The following is a 20,302-nucleotide window of genomic DNA, read 5'->3' on the forward strand; positions in this document are numbered from 1 at the left end:
AATTGGAAGGACAAGGCCACAATGCACGACAGCCGTGATTGGTTTCCGAAGGAGTCCATCGGTGACCTCCCTACCATCGCCGCCGATCGCTGGGGCGATCGTGAAACGCTGTTTTTTGAAGGCAGACGATGGAGCTTCAAAGAGGTAGCGGACGAGGTAGATCGTGTCGCTCGAGGCCTGATCGCTATCGGTGTAAAGCCGGGCGAGCACGTTGCAATTTGGCTGACAAATCGTCCTGAATTCATATTCTCCTATTTCGCTATCATCCGGATCGGGGCCGTGGTCGTCCCGATGAACACTCGATGGCGGACACGCGATTTTGTCGCAGCTATGCAGGCGTCCGATCCAACTGTACTCATCGCGGAGACGGTTTCAGGGCCAATCGACTTCGAGGCGATGGTCAAGGAGGCTCTCGGGTCCGATAGCTTTTTCGATGGGGAGCGCATTTCTTGCTCCGAATGCCCTACTCTTCGCCGCGTGATCTTCCTGTCCGACCATTCGCTCGAAGGCGCAGCGACCTGGGACGAAGTCATGTCGGTCGGCGAGGCTACGCCTGCGGGAGAGCTAGAACAGCGCGCGACAGAGGTCGACCCGGACAATTTAGCGATCATCCTGTTCACCTCAGGCACGACCGGACGGCCAAAAGGCGTCATGCAATCGCATTCCGGTATCCGCTCCGCTCTGGAAAGGGCGACGGTTCTGGGCATGACGATGAATGATGTTCAGATCAATTACTTACCGCTCTTTCATAACTATTCGCTCGTCTGGATCGTCATGCACAACGTTCTGTGCGGTGCACGTCAGGTCCTGACAAACCGGTTTGACGCCGAAGAAGTCCTCAAGCTGATCAGCCAAGAGCGCGTTACAATGCTTCACGGCTTTGAGGTTCATCTCAGCGAGCTGCTGACCGCTTACGAGCGCAATCCCGATCATTACGACCTCTCCAGCCTGCGTATTGGAACACACACTTTCGGTTCCGAATTCGGGCGCCGTATCACGGAGCGATTCCAGACCGTTTTCTGCCGAACTGTTTCCTCCTATGGAATGTCCGAGACCTTCAGCGCTGTAACGTGTCGGCATCCAAAAGACATGACCATTCAAGAGACCTGCGACGCTTCAGGCTATCCGCTACCTGGCTCTCGGCTGAGGATCATTGATCAGGAAGGCAAGGAAGTGCCCACGGGAGAGATCGGGGAGATCATCGTCAAGTCACCCAGTCTCATGCTTGGCTATTACAAAAACCCGGAGGAGACGCAGAAAGCCATCGACCAAGATGGTTGGTTCCATACCGGTGATTCTGGATATCTTCGAACGGATGGAATGCTGCATTTCGTCGGCAGGTTCAAGGACATGATCCGGGTTGGCGGCGAGAATGTGGACCCCACAGAAGTCGAAGCCCTTCTTCTTGAGGTGCCTGAGGTCGTTCAGGTGGCTGCGGTCGCAATGTGCGACGATAGATTGGCCGAGGTCGTGGCAGCATTCGTGGTGGTACATGAAGTCGCCGACGTCGAAACTGTCCGACAAAGTATCTATGAACTCTGCAAAGGTAGGATTGCTAGCTTCAAGGTCCCGACAAGAATCGAGTTTGTGTCCGAACTACCCATCACCAGCACAGGAAAGATCGACCGCCTGACGCTGCGAAATCGTCTCAAAGAAATCTGACGAGGACCAGAAGCCAGCGTTCGCGCGGATCTGAATAACATTCTTTCAATGGAGAGCGCATTGAAACCGAAACTTTATGGTTTTTCGACTGGAAGTGTGACGATCAAGAAGAAGGCCGTCATTGACGATGGCGTGGGCATGGTGGAGATGCCGATACCTGCCTTCCTAATCGTTCATCCGAACGGCAACGTGCTGTTCGACACCGGATTGCACTCTGACCTGGCCGATCCGACGTCCGAGCGGCTCGGCAACCTATCCAAATACTCGACGATCAAATTCTCCATGGAAGAACATGTCGTCAATCGTATCGCCACCTTGGGCCTAAAGCCCGAAGACATATCGATTATTATCAATTCGCACCTGCACTTCGACCATGCCGGAGGCAACTGCGATTTCCCTAATGCCACAATGATCGTCCAACGTGCAGAAATGAACGCGGCAACGGATCCCGATCTGATCGTTAGAAATGCGTTCAATCCTGACGATTACAAGTCCAATCTCAAGCGAAAGCTGATTGACGGTGAACACGATGTCTTCGGTGATGGGGTACTCCTTCTAAAACCTACGCCTGGTCACACACCAGGCCATCAGTGCCTGCTTGTGACGATCGACGACCGCAGGATCTTACTAGCTGCCGACGCAAGCTACATAGCGGAAAATCTGGAGCGTCAGATGGTTTCGAGACTGAGTTTCGACATTGAGGCTGCAAAGCGGTCCTTGGCGAAGCTTGCTGAATGGAAAGCTGAAGGGTGGGAGATCATGATCGGGCATGATCTCGACCAGTGGAGCAGAGTTCCAAAGATTCCAACGCCAATCGTATGACCCTTTCCAGGCGCGTGAAGGCTAGATCTATTCGCTGATTTTAGGGGATGCCATGATCAACCTGGGTTTCAAAGGGAAGACGTTCTTCGTACAGGGAGGTACGTCTGGCGTTGGAAAGGCCGCGGCAAGGATACTGCTGGAGGAAGGTGCCAAGGTCGGCATCACCGGCACATCCGAAGCGTCGGTCGTGGCAGCATTGGCTGAGTTGCGCGAGATTAGCCCTCGGGTGGCAGGTCGGGTAGCGAATGTCAAAGACAAGGCCGCAATTGAAGAGGCAGTTACTTATTTTGAAACCGAACTCGGGCCTATAGATGGCCTTCTAATCTGTGCGGCAATCTCCGGTTCAGCACCGGCGGAGGATTTGGATATTGAGGAGTGGAATAACGTCCTGTCAGTGAACCTGAGCGGCGCTTTTTTGACTGCCCAATGCGTCGGTCGTCAGATGATCGCGCGCCGTTGCGGTGCGATCGTCTTCGTTGGATCCACTGATGGCTTGGGTGGTCATCCGAGCCGAACACACTACGTTGCCTCCAAGCACGGGCTAAATGGACTAACCAAGAATTTAGCGCTTGAATGGGGCCGTCATGGCATCCGCATCAACTGCATCGCTCCAAATGCGATCGACACTCCGATGCTGCAACGAAACATGCCGCCTGCTTTCTTGTCGAATGTGATCGAGGATCGCACGCCGCTCGGGCGAGTGGCGCAGGCTTCGGAGATCGCCTCTGCCGCTCTTCTATTACTTTCCGAAGCCGCCTCCTATATCACCGGTGCAACTGTGCCGGTCGATGGAGGGCTGACCGCGGGGTTTTGGACGCGGAGAAACGGAGCAGATTACTCTTCTAAGAGGCTACTTGATGCCGGTATCTATGAAGAGTGAGGCAAACCAACCCGTTTAGTGCAGTCTGTCCACAGCGTATTCGGAACATGGACTATCGGTTCAAATCTCCTCCGGTCAGCCATGCGGGATAGCGATGAGAACTATGTCTACTCCATAGCCCTCTATACCCCTCCAAAGTAGAACTGTTAGCAAATCAACGCCTCATGGGTTGATCTCGGTGCCGGAGTGCGTCGACCACAAACTGGAAGGCCGGCAAGGTCTGGCGCCGGCTGGGATAGTAGAGGAAGTAGCCGTCGAAAAAAGGCGACCAGTCGTCAAGCACCTGCGTGAGCGAGCCTTGCGCGATCTGGTCTTCGACGATGTTTTCGGGAACGTAGGCGATTCCGTAACCGCTTACCGCCGCATCAATCATCACGTAGGAATTGTTGAATGTCAGTTGCCCCGAAACTCTGACGCGAAGCGCCTGCCCGTCCTTCTCGAACTCCCAGGCGTAGAGGCCTCCGGCCGTTTCCTGGCGCATGTTGATACAGGCATGCCGCACCAGATCCTGCGGATGCATGGGCGTTCCGTTCATGGCGAGATAGGCTGGTGCGGCGACGGCGACGAGCCGCCAGTCGGGGCTGATGCGGACCGCGATCATGTCCTTTTCAATGCTTTCTCCCAATCTCACACCGGCGTCGAAGCCCTCCTCGACGATGTTCCGGAAGGTGCTGTCGAGCAGCAATTCAACGTTGACGTCGGGATATTGGCGAAGCATCGGCTTCAGCTTTGGCCACACGACGCTGTGAAACGCATGATCGGAAAGCGTCAACCGTATGGAGCCTGAAGGTTTTTCGCGAAACGCCATCAATGATGCGATCTCGTCCTCAATCTCAGCCATGCGCGGGGTAATGGTCTGAAGCAGGCGTTCGCCGGCGGCAGTCGGGGCGACATTCCGTGTCGTGCGTGTCAGAAGCCTTATGCCCATCCGCGTTTCCAATTGCTTGATGGTATGGCTGAGCGTCGACTGGGCGACGCCCAGCTTTGCGGCCGCTCTGGTGAAACTACGTTCTTCAGCGACCATCTGAAACCACGTCAGATGATTGAAATCGATCTTGGCCATAGAGGCTTTCCCCGGATGCGTACCTTCGCGAGATTAATCGACTGGATCGATAAGTCCATGCTGATTTTAACCGCTAATCAACCGCCGCAGACACGCCTATGTTTCGCCAGACAATATTTCATGACCATGGCGGACCCGATGAGCTTAACCACCACCGATGCAAAAAACCGGCCCGACGCGGCATGGGGCGCCGTCCTGTCGATGGCGCTGTGCGTGGCGATGCTGATTGCCTCGGAGTTCATGCCAGTCAGCCTCCTGACCCCGATGGCCGAAGGGCTTGGCGCAACGGAGGGGCAGACCGGACAGGCGATCTCGATCAGCGGGCTTTGCGCGGTCGCGGCCAGCTTGGCTGTCACTACGGTCGCCGGCAGGCTCAACCGCAAATGGGTGCTTGTGGCGATGACCACCTTCATGCTGCTGTCACTGGTCCTCGTCGCGGCGGCGCCGAATTTTACGGTCCTTATGATCGGTCGCGCGTTGCTCGGTATCTGCATCGGCGGTTTCTGGGCGTTGGCCACAGCCGTCATCATGCGACTTGTGCCGGCGCAGGATGTGCCGCGCGCGCTGGCCGTGATGTATGGCGGGCAGGCCATCGCGGCCGCCTTCGCAGCCCCTGTCGGCGCCTATCTGGGCAACATATTCGGCTGGCGCGAAGTGTTTTGGGCGCTGACGCCAATCGTCGCCGTCAACCTCGCCTGGCATGTGATCGCGCTGCCGTCACTGCCCGTGCACCGAAGGCAGGATGTTCGCGCCATGATCGAGCTGGTGCGCCGCCCCTATTTCCTGCGCGGGCTGGTTGCGGTGATGCTGTCATGGGGCGCGGCCTTCACCATGTTCACCTATCTGCGTCCGTTCCTCGAACAGGTGACCCGCGTAGACGTCACCATGCTTTCCTTTCTCCTGCTGCTCCTTGGCAGTGCGGGCTTCATCGGCACCTGGGCGGCGGGACGTTATGTCAAAGGCAATGTCGCGCCTCTCCTGAAGCTGCCCGCGCTGGTGATGGGCGGTGCCACTACTGGCCTTTTGCTGTTCGGCTTCTCCCCCATTGCAACGGGTTTCTTCATGGTGGTCTGGGGGGCAATGAACACTATGTTCTCGGTGATCTGGATGAGCTGGATGGCGCAGAACGCGGATGACGCGCCGGAAGCTGGCGGCAGCCTGATGGTGGCGGCGATCCAGGCCTCGATCCTGCTCGGCGCGGTGCTGGGCGGGCTGTTGCTGGATGGCGTTTCGATCCAGGCAACTTTCATTGGCAGCGTGGTGCTGGCCGCCTTCGCCGTCGTGCTCATTGGTGACGGGCAGCGCATGTTGAAGCCGGATGGAGTTTGATATGACACTTACCTCCCGGATTTCACGTCGCACATTGCTGGCGGCAGGTTGCGCCAGCCTCTTTGCCCCCATTGTCCATGCGGAAGGAGCCGCCATGCGTTTGAAATTGGCCTTCGCGGATCAGGATTTCACGGCTACGCTGGAGGACAATCCTTCCACGCGGGATTTGATGACGATGCTGCCGCTCGACCTGACCATCGACGATTATTCGACCAACGAGAAGATCGCCTATCTGCCGCGCAAGCTGACCGAAGAAGGCAGCGGGCGGTTCGAAAACGAGGCCGCCGGCGATCTTTGCTATTTCGCCCCATGGGGCAATCTGGCGATGTTTTATGGTCCCTATCGCTGGTCGCGCGGGCTGATCCGGCTGGGTCGGCTGGACGAAGGGCCTGCGCCCTTGCTGGTGCGCGGCAAACACATGCTGCGCATCGAGACACTTTGAAACCAAAGGAGATAACCATGCAGATCTATCGTGCCGGGCAAACACCTTCCCGCTCCGGTCCCGCCGAATGGTTCACCGGACGCGTGCGCATCGACGCGCTGTTCAACGCCGCCGATCCCGACCGGGTGCAGGGCGCACACGTCACCTTTGAGCCGGGCGCGCGCACCGCATGGCATACCCATCCGCTCGGCCAGACGCTGATCGTTACTTCTGGCATCGGGCGAGTGCAGCGTGAGGGTGGCCCGGTAGAAGACATCCGTCCCGGCGATGTCGTCTGGTTCGAGCCGGGTGAAAAGCACTGGCACGGCGCGTCGCCCGAGACCGCCATGACCCATATCGCGCTTCAGGAGGTCGAGAACGGCAAGGTCGTCGACTGGCTGGAGCACGTCACGGACGAACAATACGGCGCCTGATTGGACGTCGCCAACCGAAAGGACATCACCATGATCAAAGACAAGGTCATTGTTATCACCGGCGCTTCCAGCGGCATGGGTGCCGCCGCCGCGCGTCATCTCGCCGCCGAAGGAGCCAGCGTGGTTCTCGGCGCGCGCCGCTCCGGCCGGATCGAGGCGCTGGCGGCAGAAATCACCGCGGCGGGCGGCAAGGCAATCGCGCTCACTACGGACGTGACCAGACGCGACGACCTCAAGGCGCTCGTGGAGGCGGCGGTCAAGACATATGGCCGGATCGACGTTCTCATCAACAATGCAGGGCTCATGCCGCTGTCGCCGCTCGACCGGCTCAAGGTCGATGAATGGGACCGGATGATCGACGTCAATCTCAAGGGCGTACTTTACGGCATCGCCGCAGCGCTCCCATACATGCAGGCGCAAAAATCAGGCCACATCATCAATCTTTCCTCGGTCGCGGGACATAAGATTTTCGGCGGCTCCACCGTCTATTCTGCAACAAAGACCGGGGTAAGGATCATTTCGGATGGGCTGCGGCAGGAAATGGCGTCTCACAATATCCGCGTCACCATCATCTCGCCGGGCGCGGTCAAGACCGAGCTACTCGATCACATCAGCGAGGCAGATGTGCAGAAGGCGAACCAGGATTACGTGGGTCAGGTCGGCGTGCCCGCCGAAACATTTGCCCGGCTGGTCGCCTTCGCCATCAACGAACCGGAGGACGTCGGTATCAACGAAATCCTATTCCGGCCGACGGCGCAGGAGCTCTGAGCCCGGCAGCTATCTGGCGGCGCTATAGCGCAGTCACCACAACACAGGAGCAGGATCATGACTGACACCAATCGCGTGGTTATCGTCGGCGGACACGGCAAGATTGCATTGCTCGCGGCCGGAAAGCTCAAATCGGCGGGCTACACGGTCGACTCGGTAATCCGCAATGTCGGCCAGAGCGATGCTGTGCGAGCGGTCGGCGGCAATCCGGTCGTGCTCGACATTGAATCGGCCAATATCGAGCAGCTTGCATCGGTATTTACCGGCGCCAATGCCATCGTCTTTTCGGCTGGTGCCGGTGGTGGCAATCCGGCCCGTACACATGCCGTCGATTATGAGGCTGCGACCCGCGCCATGGCGGCGGCGGATCAGGCGGGGGTCAGGCGCTTCATCATGGTCTCCTATGCAACTGCCAGTGAAGATATACACCGGCTCGACTCAGGCGATGCGTTCTATCCCTATGCCAGGGCCAAGCACGACGCGGATGCGAAACTGCGCGAAAGCACGCTCGATTACACCATCCTTGGCCCTGCATTGCTCACCACCGAGCCTGCGACCGGGAAACTCACGCGGACCGAAGACGCCGGCAGCGACTGGACAGACGACAGGCGCGTCACTTCCCGCGAAAACGTCGCCGAAGTGATCGCCCATGTCATCAAGGCGGATGCCAGCGTCCGGCAGACCGTGAACTTCTACGATGGCGACACGCCGATCGCCGATGTAATGGGTCGATGATCCAAAATCCACCAGATACGGGAGCAACAGGATGGCAAGGCCAAAGATCATCATTCACATGCACACGTCGCTCAACGGCAAGATCAACGGACCGCACCTGCGGACCGAGGAAAGCGAGGCGTCTCAGGTCGAATACTATAATCTGTTCCTCGGACCGGACCCGTTCTACCGCGACCATTGCGGCTGGCTGAGCGGCAGCACGACAAGCGAGGTGAATTTTACGCATTACAAGGAGCCGGATCTCGATCCGGATGCGAAGGATGTGCCGCCGGGCGATTTCCTCGCGGAGCACGACGAGAGAATCCATTATTTCGCCATCGATCGCGCCGGAAAACTGGCGTGGAGCCGCAACTTCATCACCTATTTCGATACGCGCGCGCATGTAGTGGAAATCATCCCGGACAACGTTAGCAACGCGTATAAGGACTTCCTGCGCCGGATGAATGTCTCCTACATCATCGCCGGTAAAGAGGAACTGGACTTCGCGGCGGCAGTTTCAAAAATCCAGCAAATCTACGGCAAGAACGAGTTGCTGCTGAACGGCGGTGGTGGCGTGAACTGGTCACTTCTGAAACAGGGGCTCGTGGACGAGGTCAGCATCGTCATGACGCCCGTAGCGGACGGCTCGACCGACTCCGCTTCCCTCTTCGACGGCAATCCGAAATACAACGACAATGACCCAGTCGGTTTCGAACTGATCGACACGAAGAAGCTGCCGGATGGCAGCGTCTGGCTGCGCTACAACGTGAAGTAGAGCAATCAGAACTGCGCTGGATACGCAGGTGCCGTATAAACATGACGAATGGCAGTTTCCAGCAACGAGACCAGGGAAATCGATGCCGAGATGATGTTGCTGCAAGAATATCGCGCTGTAGCGTAAAAACGGCGGCTTGCTCTCTCACCCGACGGGATTCGGTGATCGACGGCAATATCGCACTATAGAGGGCAATCGGCGGGTTTACTGCCGACTTCTCTCTGCGTCGCGTTGTCTTGCAGATGTGGACGATCACCTCCAACCGCGGGGCCGGAATCGCCGAGTTGGGGCAAGGCCGGCTTCCCTGGGACAGGGCCTGCCATCGCGCCGCTCGCCCTGTCTAATAACGCCTCATCCCCTCATTGCTTTTGCTGGGGTTATCCGGCGTTGGAATTAAGTTTCCTATCCCCGGACAGTTTTGTTCAATTCACCGTTCTTAGCGTTGCGCTGCTGGTCCCTCGCATAGAGGCGGCAAGGCCATCGCCCTGAAGGCCGAACTGTGCGCCTTCATCGACCGACAGGTTCTGCTCGCCATGGGCATCACCATCTTCGGCCCTGCCGCCTTTTTCACCTCCATCACCTACATCGCCCGGATGATGATCGAGGAAGCGGGGTTCTCCGATGCCGGTGTTGCGTGGTTGATGGTTCTCTTCGGCCTTGGGTTGGCGGTCGGCAACTGGGCGGGTGGACGTTTCGCGGATCGGTCGCTGTTCGGTACTCTGTTTGTCACCCTGGCGGCTCAGGCTGCGGTTCACTCTTCAAGCAGACCGGCTCAGATATTATGGAGTGCCGTAAAGCTCAAAGCGCCCACCAACAACATCCAAATTGGATTGAGCCGCAAGGTTGTCAAGATACCCGCTGATAAGAAGCAAAGCACCAATGCCGCAATCCCCCCCGCCATTGTCTGTATCAAAAGATAAGTCGCTGCCAGGATCATTCCCGCCGCAACAGGTCGAAGCCCTATCGAGAGTGCTTTCTGCCAGCGTGAGTTTTGATGGCGGGCGCAAATATGGGCGACAGTGTAAATCAGGAAAGAGGTTGGCCCAAAAAGGGACAGAGTAGCGACAATCGCACCCATCATCCCCGCAACCTTCCAACCTATAAGAGTGGCGATCAAGGAGCCGGGACCAGGCGTCATACGGGAGATCGTAAAGACTTCTACAAAAGCTTCTGGCGTAAACCAATGATGGACATTAACGACTTGCCGCTGAATATCAGCAAGTGCGGTTTGCCCACCACCGATAGTCACTATGGACAAGGGAACAAAAACAACAATAAGCTGAATAATGGGATCTGAAGATAATCTATTTCTTGATTCACTCTCGTAAGCATGGGCAAAACCGGCCGCTCCAACCGCAAGTACCGTCCAAAGTAACGAAAAATGGAGCAACCCTATTGCAATAAATGTCAGCAGCATTAATGCGACAGGTATGGGTCTGCGGGGCACATTATTGGCGGCTACAATTCCCATCGAAAGCGATATGCCGATGGCAGCGGCCCCCGCACCGGTCAACATTTGCTGTGTTAAGGGATATACCATCAACTCATCAAACAAGCTTGCGAGCAATATGATAAATATCGCAGGTGGAAGAATCGTCCCGACGAAACCGATCATTGCCCCCTTGGTTCCGAGCGCTCTATAGCCAATCCAGATAGCAAGGTTCTTGACATTGACACCGGGCAATGCCTGCGCGAGAGCGAGACCGTCAAAAAACTCTCCCTGCGACATCAATCGACGCTTTTCAACAAACTCATACAGGAAAAGGCCACTGAGTCCCCCGCCAAAACTCGTTAAGCTGATGCGAGAAAATGCCAGAAAAAGGTCAAGCGATGTGGGTTTTGAGTCGCTATCTGCACGCAAAAGATCACTCCCAGCATAGAAACGTAAGTGCCGCCATTACCTGAACACCACAAATTGCTGGATTGTCAAAGTCGCCAATCCATGCTGCTACATCGAAATACACCGGCAACGCAGTCCGCCAATCGAACCCAAGCATGAGTTAGAGCTTATCTTCAGCAAGCAGGAACCACCCACTATTCGGTTGCGACCGCTTATCAGACGAACAAAGGCGGCAACGTCCTCTCAACGTCACCGCCCCTGACAACAATCCCTTGTGAAGCCGGTCAGGCTGCCTGCCCCATTGCTTCAATAATCGCATGTTCCATATCCGCAGGCGTGCCGCTACCACGGATATCAGGAGTGCGTGTTGCAGGGTTAGCTAAGGCTGTATCAAGACCAAGGCGCATCAGGCTAGACATTTCAACCGCTGCTGCGGCTTCGTGCTTATGGCCCAGCCAATCAAACAACATGCGTGTGGATTCGATCATCGCATAGGGATTTGCGATGCCTTTTCCCGCAATGTCTGGTGCTGACCCATGAGTTGCCTGGGCCATGGCAATTGACCCCCGACCGATGCACAAGCCAGGTGCCATGCCAAGCCCTCCGACAATGCCCGCAGCGACGTCGCTCAAAATATCGCCGAACATATTGGTCGTGACGACCACGTCCACATCTTGGGGATTGCGCACCAAACGCATACCCATTGCATCGACCATCATCTCATCAACAATGACATCGGGGTAGTCCTGTGCAATCTCATAACACGCATCAACGAACATGCCACAGCCGAGCTTGAAGACCGTATTCTTATGCGCCAGTGTCAAACGCTTGCGGCGCACACGCGCAAGCTCAAAGGCAGCGCGTGCAACCTTACGGGAGCCTTCCATCGAGATGACCCGTACCGAAATCGTCATGTCTGGGTTGGGGCGAAATTCGCCTGAACCCATATAGACGTTACGATCCGGCTGGAACCCTTCATTGTTCTCGCGAACGATGATCAAATCCACATTGTCATGTAAACAGCCGATATCCGGGTAGGAGCGTGTCGGGCGAACATTTGCAAACAAGTCAAAATGCTTGCGAAGGATCGGGTGAGGGTTGATCGCCTCTGGCACTTTCGGATATTCGCGATGGCCGATCGGCCCAAGAATCCAGCCATCGAGTGTTGAGAGGGCCTCAAGGGTTCCTTTCGGCATTGTCGTCCCGTGGCTATCAAGCGCCAGCCGACCGAGTGGGAGTTCAGTCCATTCAATCGCCTGCTTCGTGATCTCAGCCGCGGCACAGGCGATACGCACAGATGCTGGAACGATTTCCAGACCAATATCGTCACCATTAAGAATGCCGACTTTAAGGGCACGCACCATATCAGCTCCGTCCTGCACTGTAGGAGCGCCGCGCGATCTCGGCTACGTCTTCCAGTTTCGGGGTGTCCCAGCACAGAGCCAGAACCTCATTCGTAAGCGCTTCGCCAACAACCAGTGCCGACTGAATGCGAAACTTGTGATTGATCTGCTCGTCGGTGAGGGGAACGTCGTGGCTTCCAATGGCGCGGTGCACGTGCTTTTGCAAGACCGAGCCATCCTTAAATGTAACGTCGATGGTTACCGATGCTTCATGACATTCAGGATTTGAGGTTGCGTCGATACGGTCACGCAGATCGATTACCTCTGGCGCATTCACGATCTCGTCAGTAAATGCGGTTGGTGCGCCATCCCCGTATATAAGGGCTACGGCTGCGGCATGGAACACACTGAATTTGCCTTCCAGGCCCGTCTTTGGCGTTCGCTTGCCAGTCAATTCCAAAACAAGCGGATGTGTGGTTAAGCGCACCCTGGAAATATCTTTTACGCGATCACCAATCTCTGCACGAATTTGCTGACAGCCATCAATGGACGGATGGATGACGATGCCACACGCATAAGGCTTATAACTATTCAGTGCAGCTTCCCAGCGCTGGCCGAGACCTTCGAGAATTTCATCCCAGTCCTGCTTATCAGACATCACACAGGCAAAGCCGCGCGGTGCCTCCAGCGCACGTTCTGAACTATCAAAACCAGCTTCCGCCAGTAAGGCGGCGGTCAGGCCATTTTGTGCCGCCCGCCCCGGATGAAAGCTCTTGGTCATGGTGCCGAACATTTCACGCAGGCCAGCCGATTGGGATGCCGCCAATCCGATGGCCCAACGCATTTTCTGCACATCAAGGCCAATAGCCTTTCCGACGGCAGCCGCCGCCCCGAACACGCCCGTCGTGCCGGTAATGTGCCAACCACGATCATAATGATGCGGGTAAACACTATTGCCAATACGACATTCCACTTCCACGCCTATAATCAGCGCAGTCAGGAAATCCTCGCCGCTCATCGGTCGGATTTCCGACAAGGCAAGAAGTGCGGACACCACCGGGCCAGCAGGATGGATGATCGTCTTTAAATGCGTATCATCATAATCAAGCACATGTGAGGTGATGCCGTTGAGCAAAGCGGCATGAAGCGCATCAAGACGTTCAGGGCGCCCCAAAACGGTTGATGTCTTCTCGCCGCTAAATGGTATAACCGCGTGCAGGGCAGCATCTACCGTCTCATGGCGTGCGCCACCAATTGCGCAGCCAACCCAGTTAACGAAGGTGCGCAGGCCCTCACGCCGCACTTCAGCAGGGATGTCATTGCCATTGAGATTTACGATCCACTCCGAAAGGCGCTTCGTGACTTCCGGGGTTCCAGGCGGGGTTGTATGATGTCCGCTCATTCATTACTCCTTCACATAAATACGCAACTCTCAGCGGCGCAGCAGGGACATCAGACCATTGATTTCCGGTAGCTTTTCCAATTCGGAAACCATTGAAACAACTTCATTTGCCTTCACTTTATCCCACTTGGCGAACTCAGCGCATTCATGGAATTTCTGTGCAACTTCGTCATAGCTCATTGGATTGGCCGGGCTCCCCTTACCAAAATCGGCCATGCCGCTAATGGTACGACCATCGGCCAGATGAATATCGATATAGGTCGTCATCAGATGATAACCGGCAGCTTCCGCACGATCATCGACAACGAAATCGACCTTCTTGATCATTTCCTTGACATCGGCACGCTCAACCGTCTCATCGGTAAATTCACTCAAGCCCGCCCGGCCTTCCAGAAGAAGAATTGCCATGCAGAATTCCATTGAGAATTTAGCCTGAAGTTCATTGCGCGGATCATGGTGGATCAGGGCATTCGGCATGTTGGAATTGGTGCCTACACGAACACGGACGACATCCTTGGCCTGAATATTGTTTTCACGGATCAGGCGCAGCATTTCAGTCATGCCCGGATGGGTAAGGGAACCCGACGGATGCGGCTTGATGGAAACGCCAGGGAACTCAAAAGTCCACGGCGCGCCAAGCTTGCCCTTGATCGCTGCTTCGTCATACCCACCGCCCGCAGCTTTGAAGAAGCCACGTGGAGCTTCAAGGAGATTGCCGGCAGCTGTCCAGCCATAGCTTGCAAACTGTGCAGCAACCACGCCACTTTCCGAAGAACGACCGGCATGGAATGGCTTGGTCATGGTGCCGAAATTTTCGCGCAACCCAGCCGATTGGCTACCCGCTATGGAGAGCGCCCGTTTCATGGTTGCAATATCGAGACCGAGCAGGCGTCCGGCAGCGGAAGCTGCCGCAAAGGTGCCGCAAGTCGCCGTAGCGTGAAAGCCTTCCTGATAATGACGGGGATTGATCGCCTCGGCAATCTTGCACTCGACTTCAACGCCGAGGTGATAGGCGAGCATAACATCGGCACCGGATGCATTCGCTGTTTCGCCCATGGCGAGCGCAGCCGGCAATGCCGGTGCAGTCGGGTGGGTCAAAAGACCATAAACTCGATCCTTGGCAACTGCGAGTTGTGTGTCATCATAGTCATCGGCATGAATACCCACACCATTGGAGAAGGCCGCAAAACGCGCAGGCACCTTAAGATTGGATCCAATGACCGTCGCACCGCCCGGAATATTGCCGAGATCGGCGATATGCTGGCGGACCAATTCTCCTGATTTGGCGACAGAACCGGAAAGAGCCAAGCCAAGACCGTCAAGAATGGACTTCTTGCCATTTTCAATAGCGACCGTCGACACATCGTCAAACTTCGTGTCATGGACGAAAGCTGCAATTTCCTCCGTCAAGCCAGCTGCTTCACTTGCCCCTTGGGCGCCCCTGTTTTCAATGTTCATCTTATTCTCCAAGTGAATAAAGCTTTTGACGCGACGAATGGCATGTGCCTGACCTCCTGTGATCTGCTAGACGCAGGATTCGTTTTGCACCGCCTCTCGATTATCAAAAGCAGCTCTATCGCCAACTGTCAACAATCTACATTAATTTTTCAGCGATTTGCTGTTGTGGATTAGGTCGTCACCACGACCGAGCTTGAATTCAGCACGTTCCCGTACGGAAAGCTGTTCTATCAGCCCGGTTTCCCAAGCAAGGTAGCGTCGCGAGGCTTCCATATTGCCATCGTGGCGGTCGTGAACGAAGAAAAGGTGATCAATGCATGCGGCATCTTCTGGAGAATCCTGACTTGCCGTCATCGTTGCGCCTGCGGCGACAAGGGCGGCCTGCCCACCTTCGACGCGACAGAGATCAGCAACGCCAAGATCGCGAAGATCTTGCGCAACCAATGCGGCAGCTGATCTGTCGCCAATAAGAATGATTGCACTATTTTGATGCCCGGCAAGGGCGCTGGCAAGACGGGGCCGGATTGCCCAGTGAGCCCCTTTCACATGTCCTTTACGATACTCCATGGATCCACGGATATCGAGCAACAGGGCACCTGCTTTTTGTTGTCTTAAAGCCTCGTCAGCAGAAATTTCAGCTAGATGGGTCAGAGGTGGCCTTATGCGTAAAGCTATGCCTTCAAGTATCGATTTGGATGCTTCATTCACGCGCAACACATGTACATCGAAACCAACTTGCCGGAGCCAGAAGGCGGTAATAGTGGAACGTAACCCGGTATCACAGCACAAAATCAGGCGCGCATGCCGCGTCCCGACCCACTGATCAACAGACTGAACCAGTTGGACACCAGGCACATGAGCCGCGCCCGGCACAGGATCATTTTCCACCTCAGATGCCGAACGCGTGTCAAAAAAATAAGTGCTTGTCCCGCTGTCGCGCAGCATAGCAGCCGCCATCTCGCCATCGATTTCGGGAATAGCAAAGCGCGCCATGAGTTTATCCGCCCGTTCACGCGACTGGTGCAGATCATGAGCAGTCAATTCAGGGAAGGGAGATACCGCATTGTCACGCTCCAGCATCTCGCCGGAGAGCGCCCAGCCCTGGGTGCCATTTTCCAATGCGAGAATTGGCCCCGCATAACCACTGAGCTTCAGGCCGATAGCGCCGATAATACCACGTGTTCGTCCTGCGCAAGTGATCACTATCGGTAATTGTTCAGCCGGATCGACTGCTGTAATCCGGTGGGCGAGTTCGCCATTGGGCAAGCAAACAGCACCCGGCACTCGCATCTTGGCATATTCAGCCGGAGGACGGGAATCGAAGAAGCCAAATTCCCTTTCCTCTTCTTTCCATTGTTTCAAGCCTTCAGGCGACAGGAATTGTGGATGCCAGACATGCTCTGCCAACTCACCCAAAGTCTTCATCGGGACATTGACGCCTTTGTATAGGCATAATCCCGCACGACCCCATGCGCCAACTCCACCTTCAACGCGGTGAATATTTGTATAACCCAAATCAGATAGCCGCTTTGCCGCGCGCTCTGCGACCCCATCATCGTCATCCATCAAAACGATACGCTCAGCCAGACGTGGAACAAGATCACCAATGATAAGTTCAAGTTGAGAATAAGGTGCAGGCACAGCAAACAATGCATGTCCCTCACCGAACTGCCCTGCCTCACGCACGTCCAAAAGTGCAACCGGTGCTCCGTCATGCACCATATCGCCCGCCACTTGTGCTGAAATTTGTTTCATTATTTTTCCTGTCAACAATTTACAAAAAAAAGCATATCAAATTGTTGACAGTTTTCAAGTTTAACTATTATCTGCCTATCCAGAATAGTGTGGCGAATCCGAAATTCGGTTTCAAATCCACCACACTGGAAGAAGTGCGCTTTTCTCATAAAGTCGCCCGGTTCGTTGTCACTGCGGAAGCGAAAACATGACCACATCAATTGAAAACACTAAAAAACCGGTGCTCGCTTTGGTGCCGGGTGACCCGACAGGTATTGGTCCAGAACAGACCGCGCGCATTTTGGCTAATGGCCGTATGCGCGAACATGCTCATTTCATTCTCGTCGGGGATCGTCGGGTTCTGGAAATGGGTATGCAGCAAGCTGGCGTCACCGTACCGATCACCACCATTACCCACCCGTCACAGGCTGATTTCACCGCCCAATCCATTCCTATAATTGATTTGGACAATCTTGATCCGAACGAATTCGAGATTGGAAAACCTGACCCGACGGTCGGCAAACGTGTCGGCGAAACCTTGTCGGCGGCGGTTGATATTGCCAAGGAAAATTGGGTTCAGGGTGTGGCTTTCGCGCCCCTCCATAAGAAAGCCATGTTTGACGGTGGCTGGCGCTTCCCTGACGAACACCAGCTTTTCGCAAACCTCCTCGGACATAATGGCATGTTCCGTGAAATGAACGTTCTGGACGGCCAGTGGATGAGCCGCGTGACCTCGCATACCTCACTACGCAATGCGCTGGACATGATCACGGAAGAAAACATCTGCAAATCTTTGCGCCTGACCGATGCAACCATGCGCAAAGCGGGCATCGAGAATCCGCGTATCGCAGTCGCAGCTCTTAATCCGCATGGTGGTGAAGGGGGCCTGTTTGGAACCGAGGAAATCGACATCATCGCTCCGGCAGTTCAGAAAATGGCCGCGGAAGGCATCAATTGCGAAGGCCCTTTCCCGTCCGATACCGTCTACTTGAAAGCATTTTCCGGCCAGTATGATAGTGTTCTCGCCATGTATCACGACCAAGGCCAGATCGCGACCAAACTGAAAGGTTTCAACAAAGGCGTTACGATCACGGCAGGTCTTGACGTGGTTTTCACCACACCGGCTCATGGCACAGCTCATGATATTGTCGGTCGCGGCATCGCAGATACAGGTGCATTCGAAAGTGCCATTGCACTTGCTGCAAAGCTGGCAAATCTCGGTCAATCGAAGGAGCAGGAAACGGCGTGAGCAAGAGAAATCCACATCACATCGCGGTCATCGCCGGCGACGGCATTGGCAAAGAAGTAATGCCTGAAGGCGTGAAGGTACTGCGCAAAGTCTGCGATATCTTTGATATCGGCATGGAATTCGAAACCCACGACTTTGCGTCCTGCGATTATTACGCCAAGCACGGCCAGATGATGCCGGATGACTGGAAGGATCGTCTTTCAGGTTCCGACGCCATCTATTTCGGTGCTGTCGGGTGGCCGGACACCGTTCCGGATCACGTCTCGCTCTGGGGCTCGCTCCTGAAATTCCGCCGCGAGTTCGATCAATATGTAAACCTGCGTCCGGTGCGTCTGATGCCGGGTGTTCCGTCTCCGCTCGCTGGCCGCAATCCGGGCGACATCGATTTCTGGATCGTGCGTGAAAACACCGAAGGGGAATATTCGTCTATCGGCGGACGCATGTATGAAGGCACGGAGAACGAAATCGTGCTGCAGGAAACCGTGATGAGCCGCCGCGGCGTTGACCGCATCCTGCGCTTCGCCTTCGAGCTTGCCTCGCGCCGCGAGAAAAAGCACCTGACATCGGCAACCAAGTCGAACGGCATTTCCGTTACCATGCCCTATTGGGATGAGCGCGTCGTGGAAATGTCGAAAAACTATCCGGAGATCCGCACAGACAAATATCATATCGATATTTTGACGGCGCAATTTGTGCTCCATCCCGACTGGTTCGACGTGGTCGTCGCCTCCAATCTGTTCGGTGACATCCTGTCGGATCTGGGGCCCGCTTGCACCGGCACGATCGGCATAGCGCCCTCCGGCAACATCAATCCAGAGCGTGATTTCCCGTCCCTGTTTGAGCCGGTCCATGGCTCCGCTCCCGACATTGCCGGCAAAGGCGTCGCCAATCCGATCGGCCAGATTTGGGCCGGGGCCATGATGATGGAACATCTGGGCCACAAGGATGCCGCCGATGCCATTGTCGCAGCCATCGAAAAGGTTCTGGGCAGTCCCGAAACCCGCACGGCTGACCTGAAGGGCAAGGCCAATACCGTATCCTGTGGCGACAGCGTCTGCGCCGCATTGGGCTAAAGTCTTAAAACAAAAGTTTGGAGCGGTTACAGCTACTCTGCGACAGCGAGCCGTTCCACCCATCTGCCCATCCTTCTATCAGGTTCTTTGTCAGGCTTTGACTTCCCTTCGCGCATACTTATGTTGGGCTGCCAAGAAGCCAGAGGATTGCGTGAACGAAAACATCAACAACCTGTCTCTAAAACAATTACGGGCCATTCAGGCTGTTGCCCGCTATTCCAGTTTTCTCGCCGCCGCGGTTGAATTGCGTATGTCACAGCCCGGTATCTCGCGGCTGGTTCGCAGCGTCGAGGAAAGTCTCGGCGTTCGCCTTTTTCACCGCTCCACCCGCCATGTGCTCCTGACTCAAGAAGGTCTGACCTTCCTGCCCACAATCGACCGGGTTCTGGCAGAGATCGACATATCGGTCGCTGACCTCGTGTCAATGCGCGCAGAACATACCGGACGCGTCATCATGGCCTGCCCGCTCGCCATCGCAAATCGCATGTTGTCAGGCATCATCGCGCCGTTTCGCACTCACTATCCACATGTGAGGCTGGAAATCCGCGAAGCCTTGCGCAGCGCGGTCATCCAACAGGTCCGCCATGGTACCGTCGATTTCGCACTCGGCTCGTTCATGGAAGCCAGCGAAGATATCCAGATTGAGGAACTGTGCGGCATCAGCTACCGCGTCGTGTTTCCGCGGAGTCACCGCTTCGCTGCGATGACGGAAGTCAGCCTCTCGGACATGCAGGATGAACCCATGGTCTCCCTACCCTCCACGTCGATCTTACGCAGCCTCTTCGATGCTGCAGCCTCCCGGCAGGGCTTCCGGCTGCGCCACATGGTGACGGTCAACACCATCGGCTCTGTATTCGACCTGGTGGAAAATGGCCAGGCCATCGCGATCCAGAGCGACCTCTCGATCAGCTCCCATTTGAGCCCGCGCATCGAATCCCGTCCGCTGGTCGCCCCCCGCCTGACATCGAAGCTTTCGATGCTTCTGCATAAGGAGCGGATGCTTTCTCCTGCAGCACTCGAATTGAAGCAAAGTGTGGAATTCGCATTCAGGGAGCGCATATTTCACATGACGTCGGCCCGAACCGACGATTGAGCCGGTCGCGAGGGGCTATGCCACATCGCGCGAGCAAATCTCCTAACAATGCCTTGTCGCCAAAAATCCGTCATTTCTAAGGGGCGGTTTTATTTATTATGTCCTTTTATGGATTTTCCTACCGTCTGGTGGACAGAGGATAACCGTCATCTTTCGGACTGCGTCACAAATGCGAAAACGTCATTAATCTACGTTATTGCAAAAAAATTGACATCATACATACCACATGCCCTTATCTTCAG

19 protein-coding genes are annotated in these 20,302 nt (G+C 55.6%); 12 read left to right on the plus strand and 7 right to left on the minus strand.

Translation table 11 applies throughout. The annotated features are described in order from the left end of the window. Positions 1-21: 21 nt before the first annotated feature. Genes DKP76_RS17010 through DKP76_RS17020 form a run of 3 tightly spaced genes read left to right on the plus strand, consistent with a single transcriptional unit; the run spans position 22 to position 3,364 of the window. On the plus strand, positions 22-1,662 hold the full coding sequence (locus DKP76_RS17010; protein ID WP_158279456.1) for a class I adenylate-forming enzyme family protein: 1,641 nt from the start codon (positions 22-24) through the stop codon (positions 1,660-1,662). Between the two features lie 60 nt (positions 1,663-1,722). Beyond that, entirely contained in the window at positions 1,723-2,484 is a 762-nt protein-coding gene (locus tag DKP76_RS17015) for an N-acyl homoserine lactonase family protein (RefSeq protein ID WP_158279457.1), read from the plus strand. 52 nt (positions 2,485-2,536) lie between these two features. Next, positions 2,537-3,364 carry an SDR family NAD(P)-dependent oxidoreductase gene (locus DKP76_RS17020; RefSeq protein ID WP_109707878.1) on the plus strand — a complete coding sequence of 276 codons (828 nt, stop codon included), beginning with the start codon at positions 2,537-2,539 and terminating at the stop codon, positions 3,362-3,364. 154 nt (positions 3,365-3,518) lie between these two features. Here DKP76_RS17020 and DKP76_RS17025 read toward each other — a convergent pair whose 3' ends face one another. After that, complete coding sequence (locus DKP76_RS17025; protein WP_109707879.1) at positions 3,519-4,427, minus strand: LysR family transcriptional regulator; 909 nt, start codon at positions 4,425-4,427, stop codon at positions 3,519-3,521. 138 nt (positions 4,428-4,565) lie between these two features. On the opposite strand from DKP76_RS17025, the gene DKP76_RS17030 reads away from it, so the two are divergent. From DKP76_RS17030 to DKP76_RS17055, 6 genes are all read left to right on the plus strand, one after another. Continuing rightward, positions 4,566-5,756: an MFS transporter gene (locus tag DKP76_RS17030; RefSeq protein WP_109707913.1), complete on the plus strand. Its 1,191-nt coding sequence runs from the start codon at positions 4,566-4,568 to the stop codon at positions 5,754-5,756. Positions 5,757-5,850: 94 nt separating this feature from the next. Beyond that, positions 5,851-6,198, plus strand: coding sequence for a cyclophilin-like fold protein (locus DKP76_RS17035; protein WP_109707914.1), 348 nt, complete (start codon positions 5,851-5,853; stop codon positions 6,196-6,198). Positions 6,199-6,215: 17 nt separating this feature from the next. Further along, positions 6,216-6,611 (plus strand): (R)-mandelonitrile lyase, encoded by a 396-nt coding sequence (locus tag DKP76_RS17040; protein ID WP_109707880.1) that lies wholly within the window; start codon positions 6,216-6,218, stop codon positions 6,609-6,611. Positions 6,612-6,641: 30 nt separating this feature from the next. After that, positions 6,642-7,379 carry an SDR family oxidoreductase gene (locus tag DKP76_RS17045; protein ID WP_109707915.1) on the plus strand — a complete coding sequence of 246 codons (738 nt, stop codon included), beginning with the start codon at positions 6,642-6,644 and terminating at the stop codon, positions 7,377-7,379. A 57-nt stretch (positions 7,380-7,436) separates the two neighbouring features. Then, the gene (locus tag DKP76_RS17050; RefSeq protein WP_109707881.1) at positions 7,437-8,114 is read left to right on the plus strand and encodes an NAD(P)H-binding protein; all 678 of its coding nucleotides are present in this window, start codon (positions 7,437-7,439) and stop codon (positions 8,112-8,114) included. A gap of 31 nt (positions 8,115-8,145) precedes the next feature. Then, positions 8,146-8,868: a dihydrofolate reductase family protein gene (locus DKP76_RS17055; RefSeq protein WP_109707882.1), complete on the plus strand. Its 723-nt coding sequence runs from the start codon at positions 8,146-8,148 to the stop codon at positions 8,866-8,868. 422 nt (positions 8,869-9,290) lie between these two features. Here DKP76_RS17055 and DKP76_RS19265 read toward each other — a convergent pair whose 3' ends face one another. The 6 genes from DKP76_RS19265 to DKP76_RS17085 all read right to left on the minus strand — a co-directional run bounded on the left by DKP76_RS19265 (position 9,291) and on the right by DKP76_RS17085 (position 16,666). Next, positions 9,291-9,623 (minus strand): hypothetical protein, encoded by a 333-nt coding sequence (locus DKP76_RS19265; RefSeq protein WP_158279458.1) that lies wholly within the window; start codon positions 9,621-9,623, stop codon positions 9,291-9,293. 17 nt (positions 9,624-9,640) lie between these two features. Next, entirely contained in the window at positions 9,641-10,729 is a 1,089-nt protein-coding gene (locus tag DKP76_RS19495; protein ID WP_199224844.1) for a chromate transporter, read from the minus strand. A gap of 263 nt (positions 10,730-10,992) precedes the next feature. Then, on the minus strand, positions 10,993-12,072 hold the full coding sequence (locus DKP76_RS17070) for an isocitrate/isopropylmalate dehydrogenase family protein (RefSeq protein WP_109707883.1): 1,080 nt from the start codon (positions 12,070-12,072) through the stop codon (positions 10,993-10,995). Position 12,073: 1 nt separating this feature from the next. Then, positions 12,074-13,453 carry an MmgE/PrpD family protein gene (locus tag DKP76_RS17075; RefSeq protein ID WP_109707884.1) on the minus strand — a complete coding sequence of 460 codons (1,380 nt, stop codon included), beginning with the start codon at positions 13,451-13,453 and terminating at the stop codon, positions 12,074-12,076. A gap of 30 nt (positions 13,454-13,483) precedes the next feature. Then, a complete protein-coding gene (locus tag DKP76_RS17080) occupies positions 13,484-14,911 on the minus strand; it encodes an MmgE/PrpD family protein (protein WP_109707885.1) in 1,428 nt (475 codons plus the stop codon). Between the two features lie 141 nt (positions 14,912-15,052). Then, positions 15,053-16,666, minus strand: coding sequence for a rhodanese-like domain-containing protein (locus tag DKP76_RS17085; protein ID WP_109707886.1), 1,614 nt, complete (start codon positions 16,664-16,666; stop codon positions 15,053-15,055). Between the two features lie 187 nt (positions 16,667-16,853). On the opposite strand from DKP76_RS17085, the gene DKP76_RS17090 reads away from it, so the two are divergent. The 3 genes from DKP76_RS17090 to DKP76_RS17100 all read left to right on the plus strand — a co-directional run bounded on the left by DKP76_RS17090 (position 16,854) and on the right by DKP76_RS17100 (position 20,060). After that, positions 16,854-17,894 (plus strand): PdxA family dehydrogenase, encoded by a 1,041-nt coding sequence (locus tag DKP76_RS17090; RefSeq protein ID WP_109707887.1) that lies wholly within the window; start codon positions 16,854-16,856, stop codon positions 17,892-17,894. Then, positions 17,891-18,967 carry a tartrate dehydrogenase gene (locus DKP76_RS17095; RefSeq protein ID WP_109707888.1) on the plus strand — a complete coding sequence of 359 codons (1,077 nt, stop codon included), beginning with the start codon at positions 17,891-17,893 and terminating at the stop codon, positions 18,965-18,967. The genes DKP76_RS17090 and DKP76_RS17095 overlap by 4 nt, the downstream gene beginning before the upstream one ends. Positions 18,968-19,118: 151 nt before the next feature. After that, complete coding sequence (locus DKP76_RS17100; RefSeq protein ID WP_146198942.1) at positions 19,119-20,060, plus strand: LysR family transcriptional regulator; 942 nt, start codon at positions 19,119-19,121, stop codon at positions 20,058-20,060. Positions 20,061-20,302 lie beyond the last annotated feature (242 nt).

It is taken from the genome of Falsochrobactrum shanghaiense, assembly GCF_003149535.1.
GTDB classification, from domain to species: domain Bacteria; phylum Pseudomonadota; class Alphaproteobacteria; order Rhizobiales; family Rhizobiaceae; genus Brucella; species Brucella shanghaiense.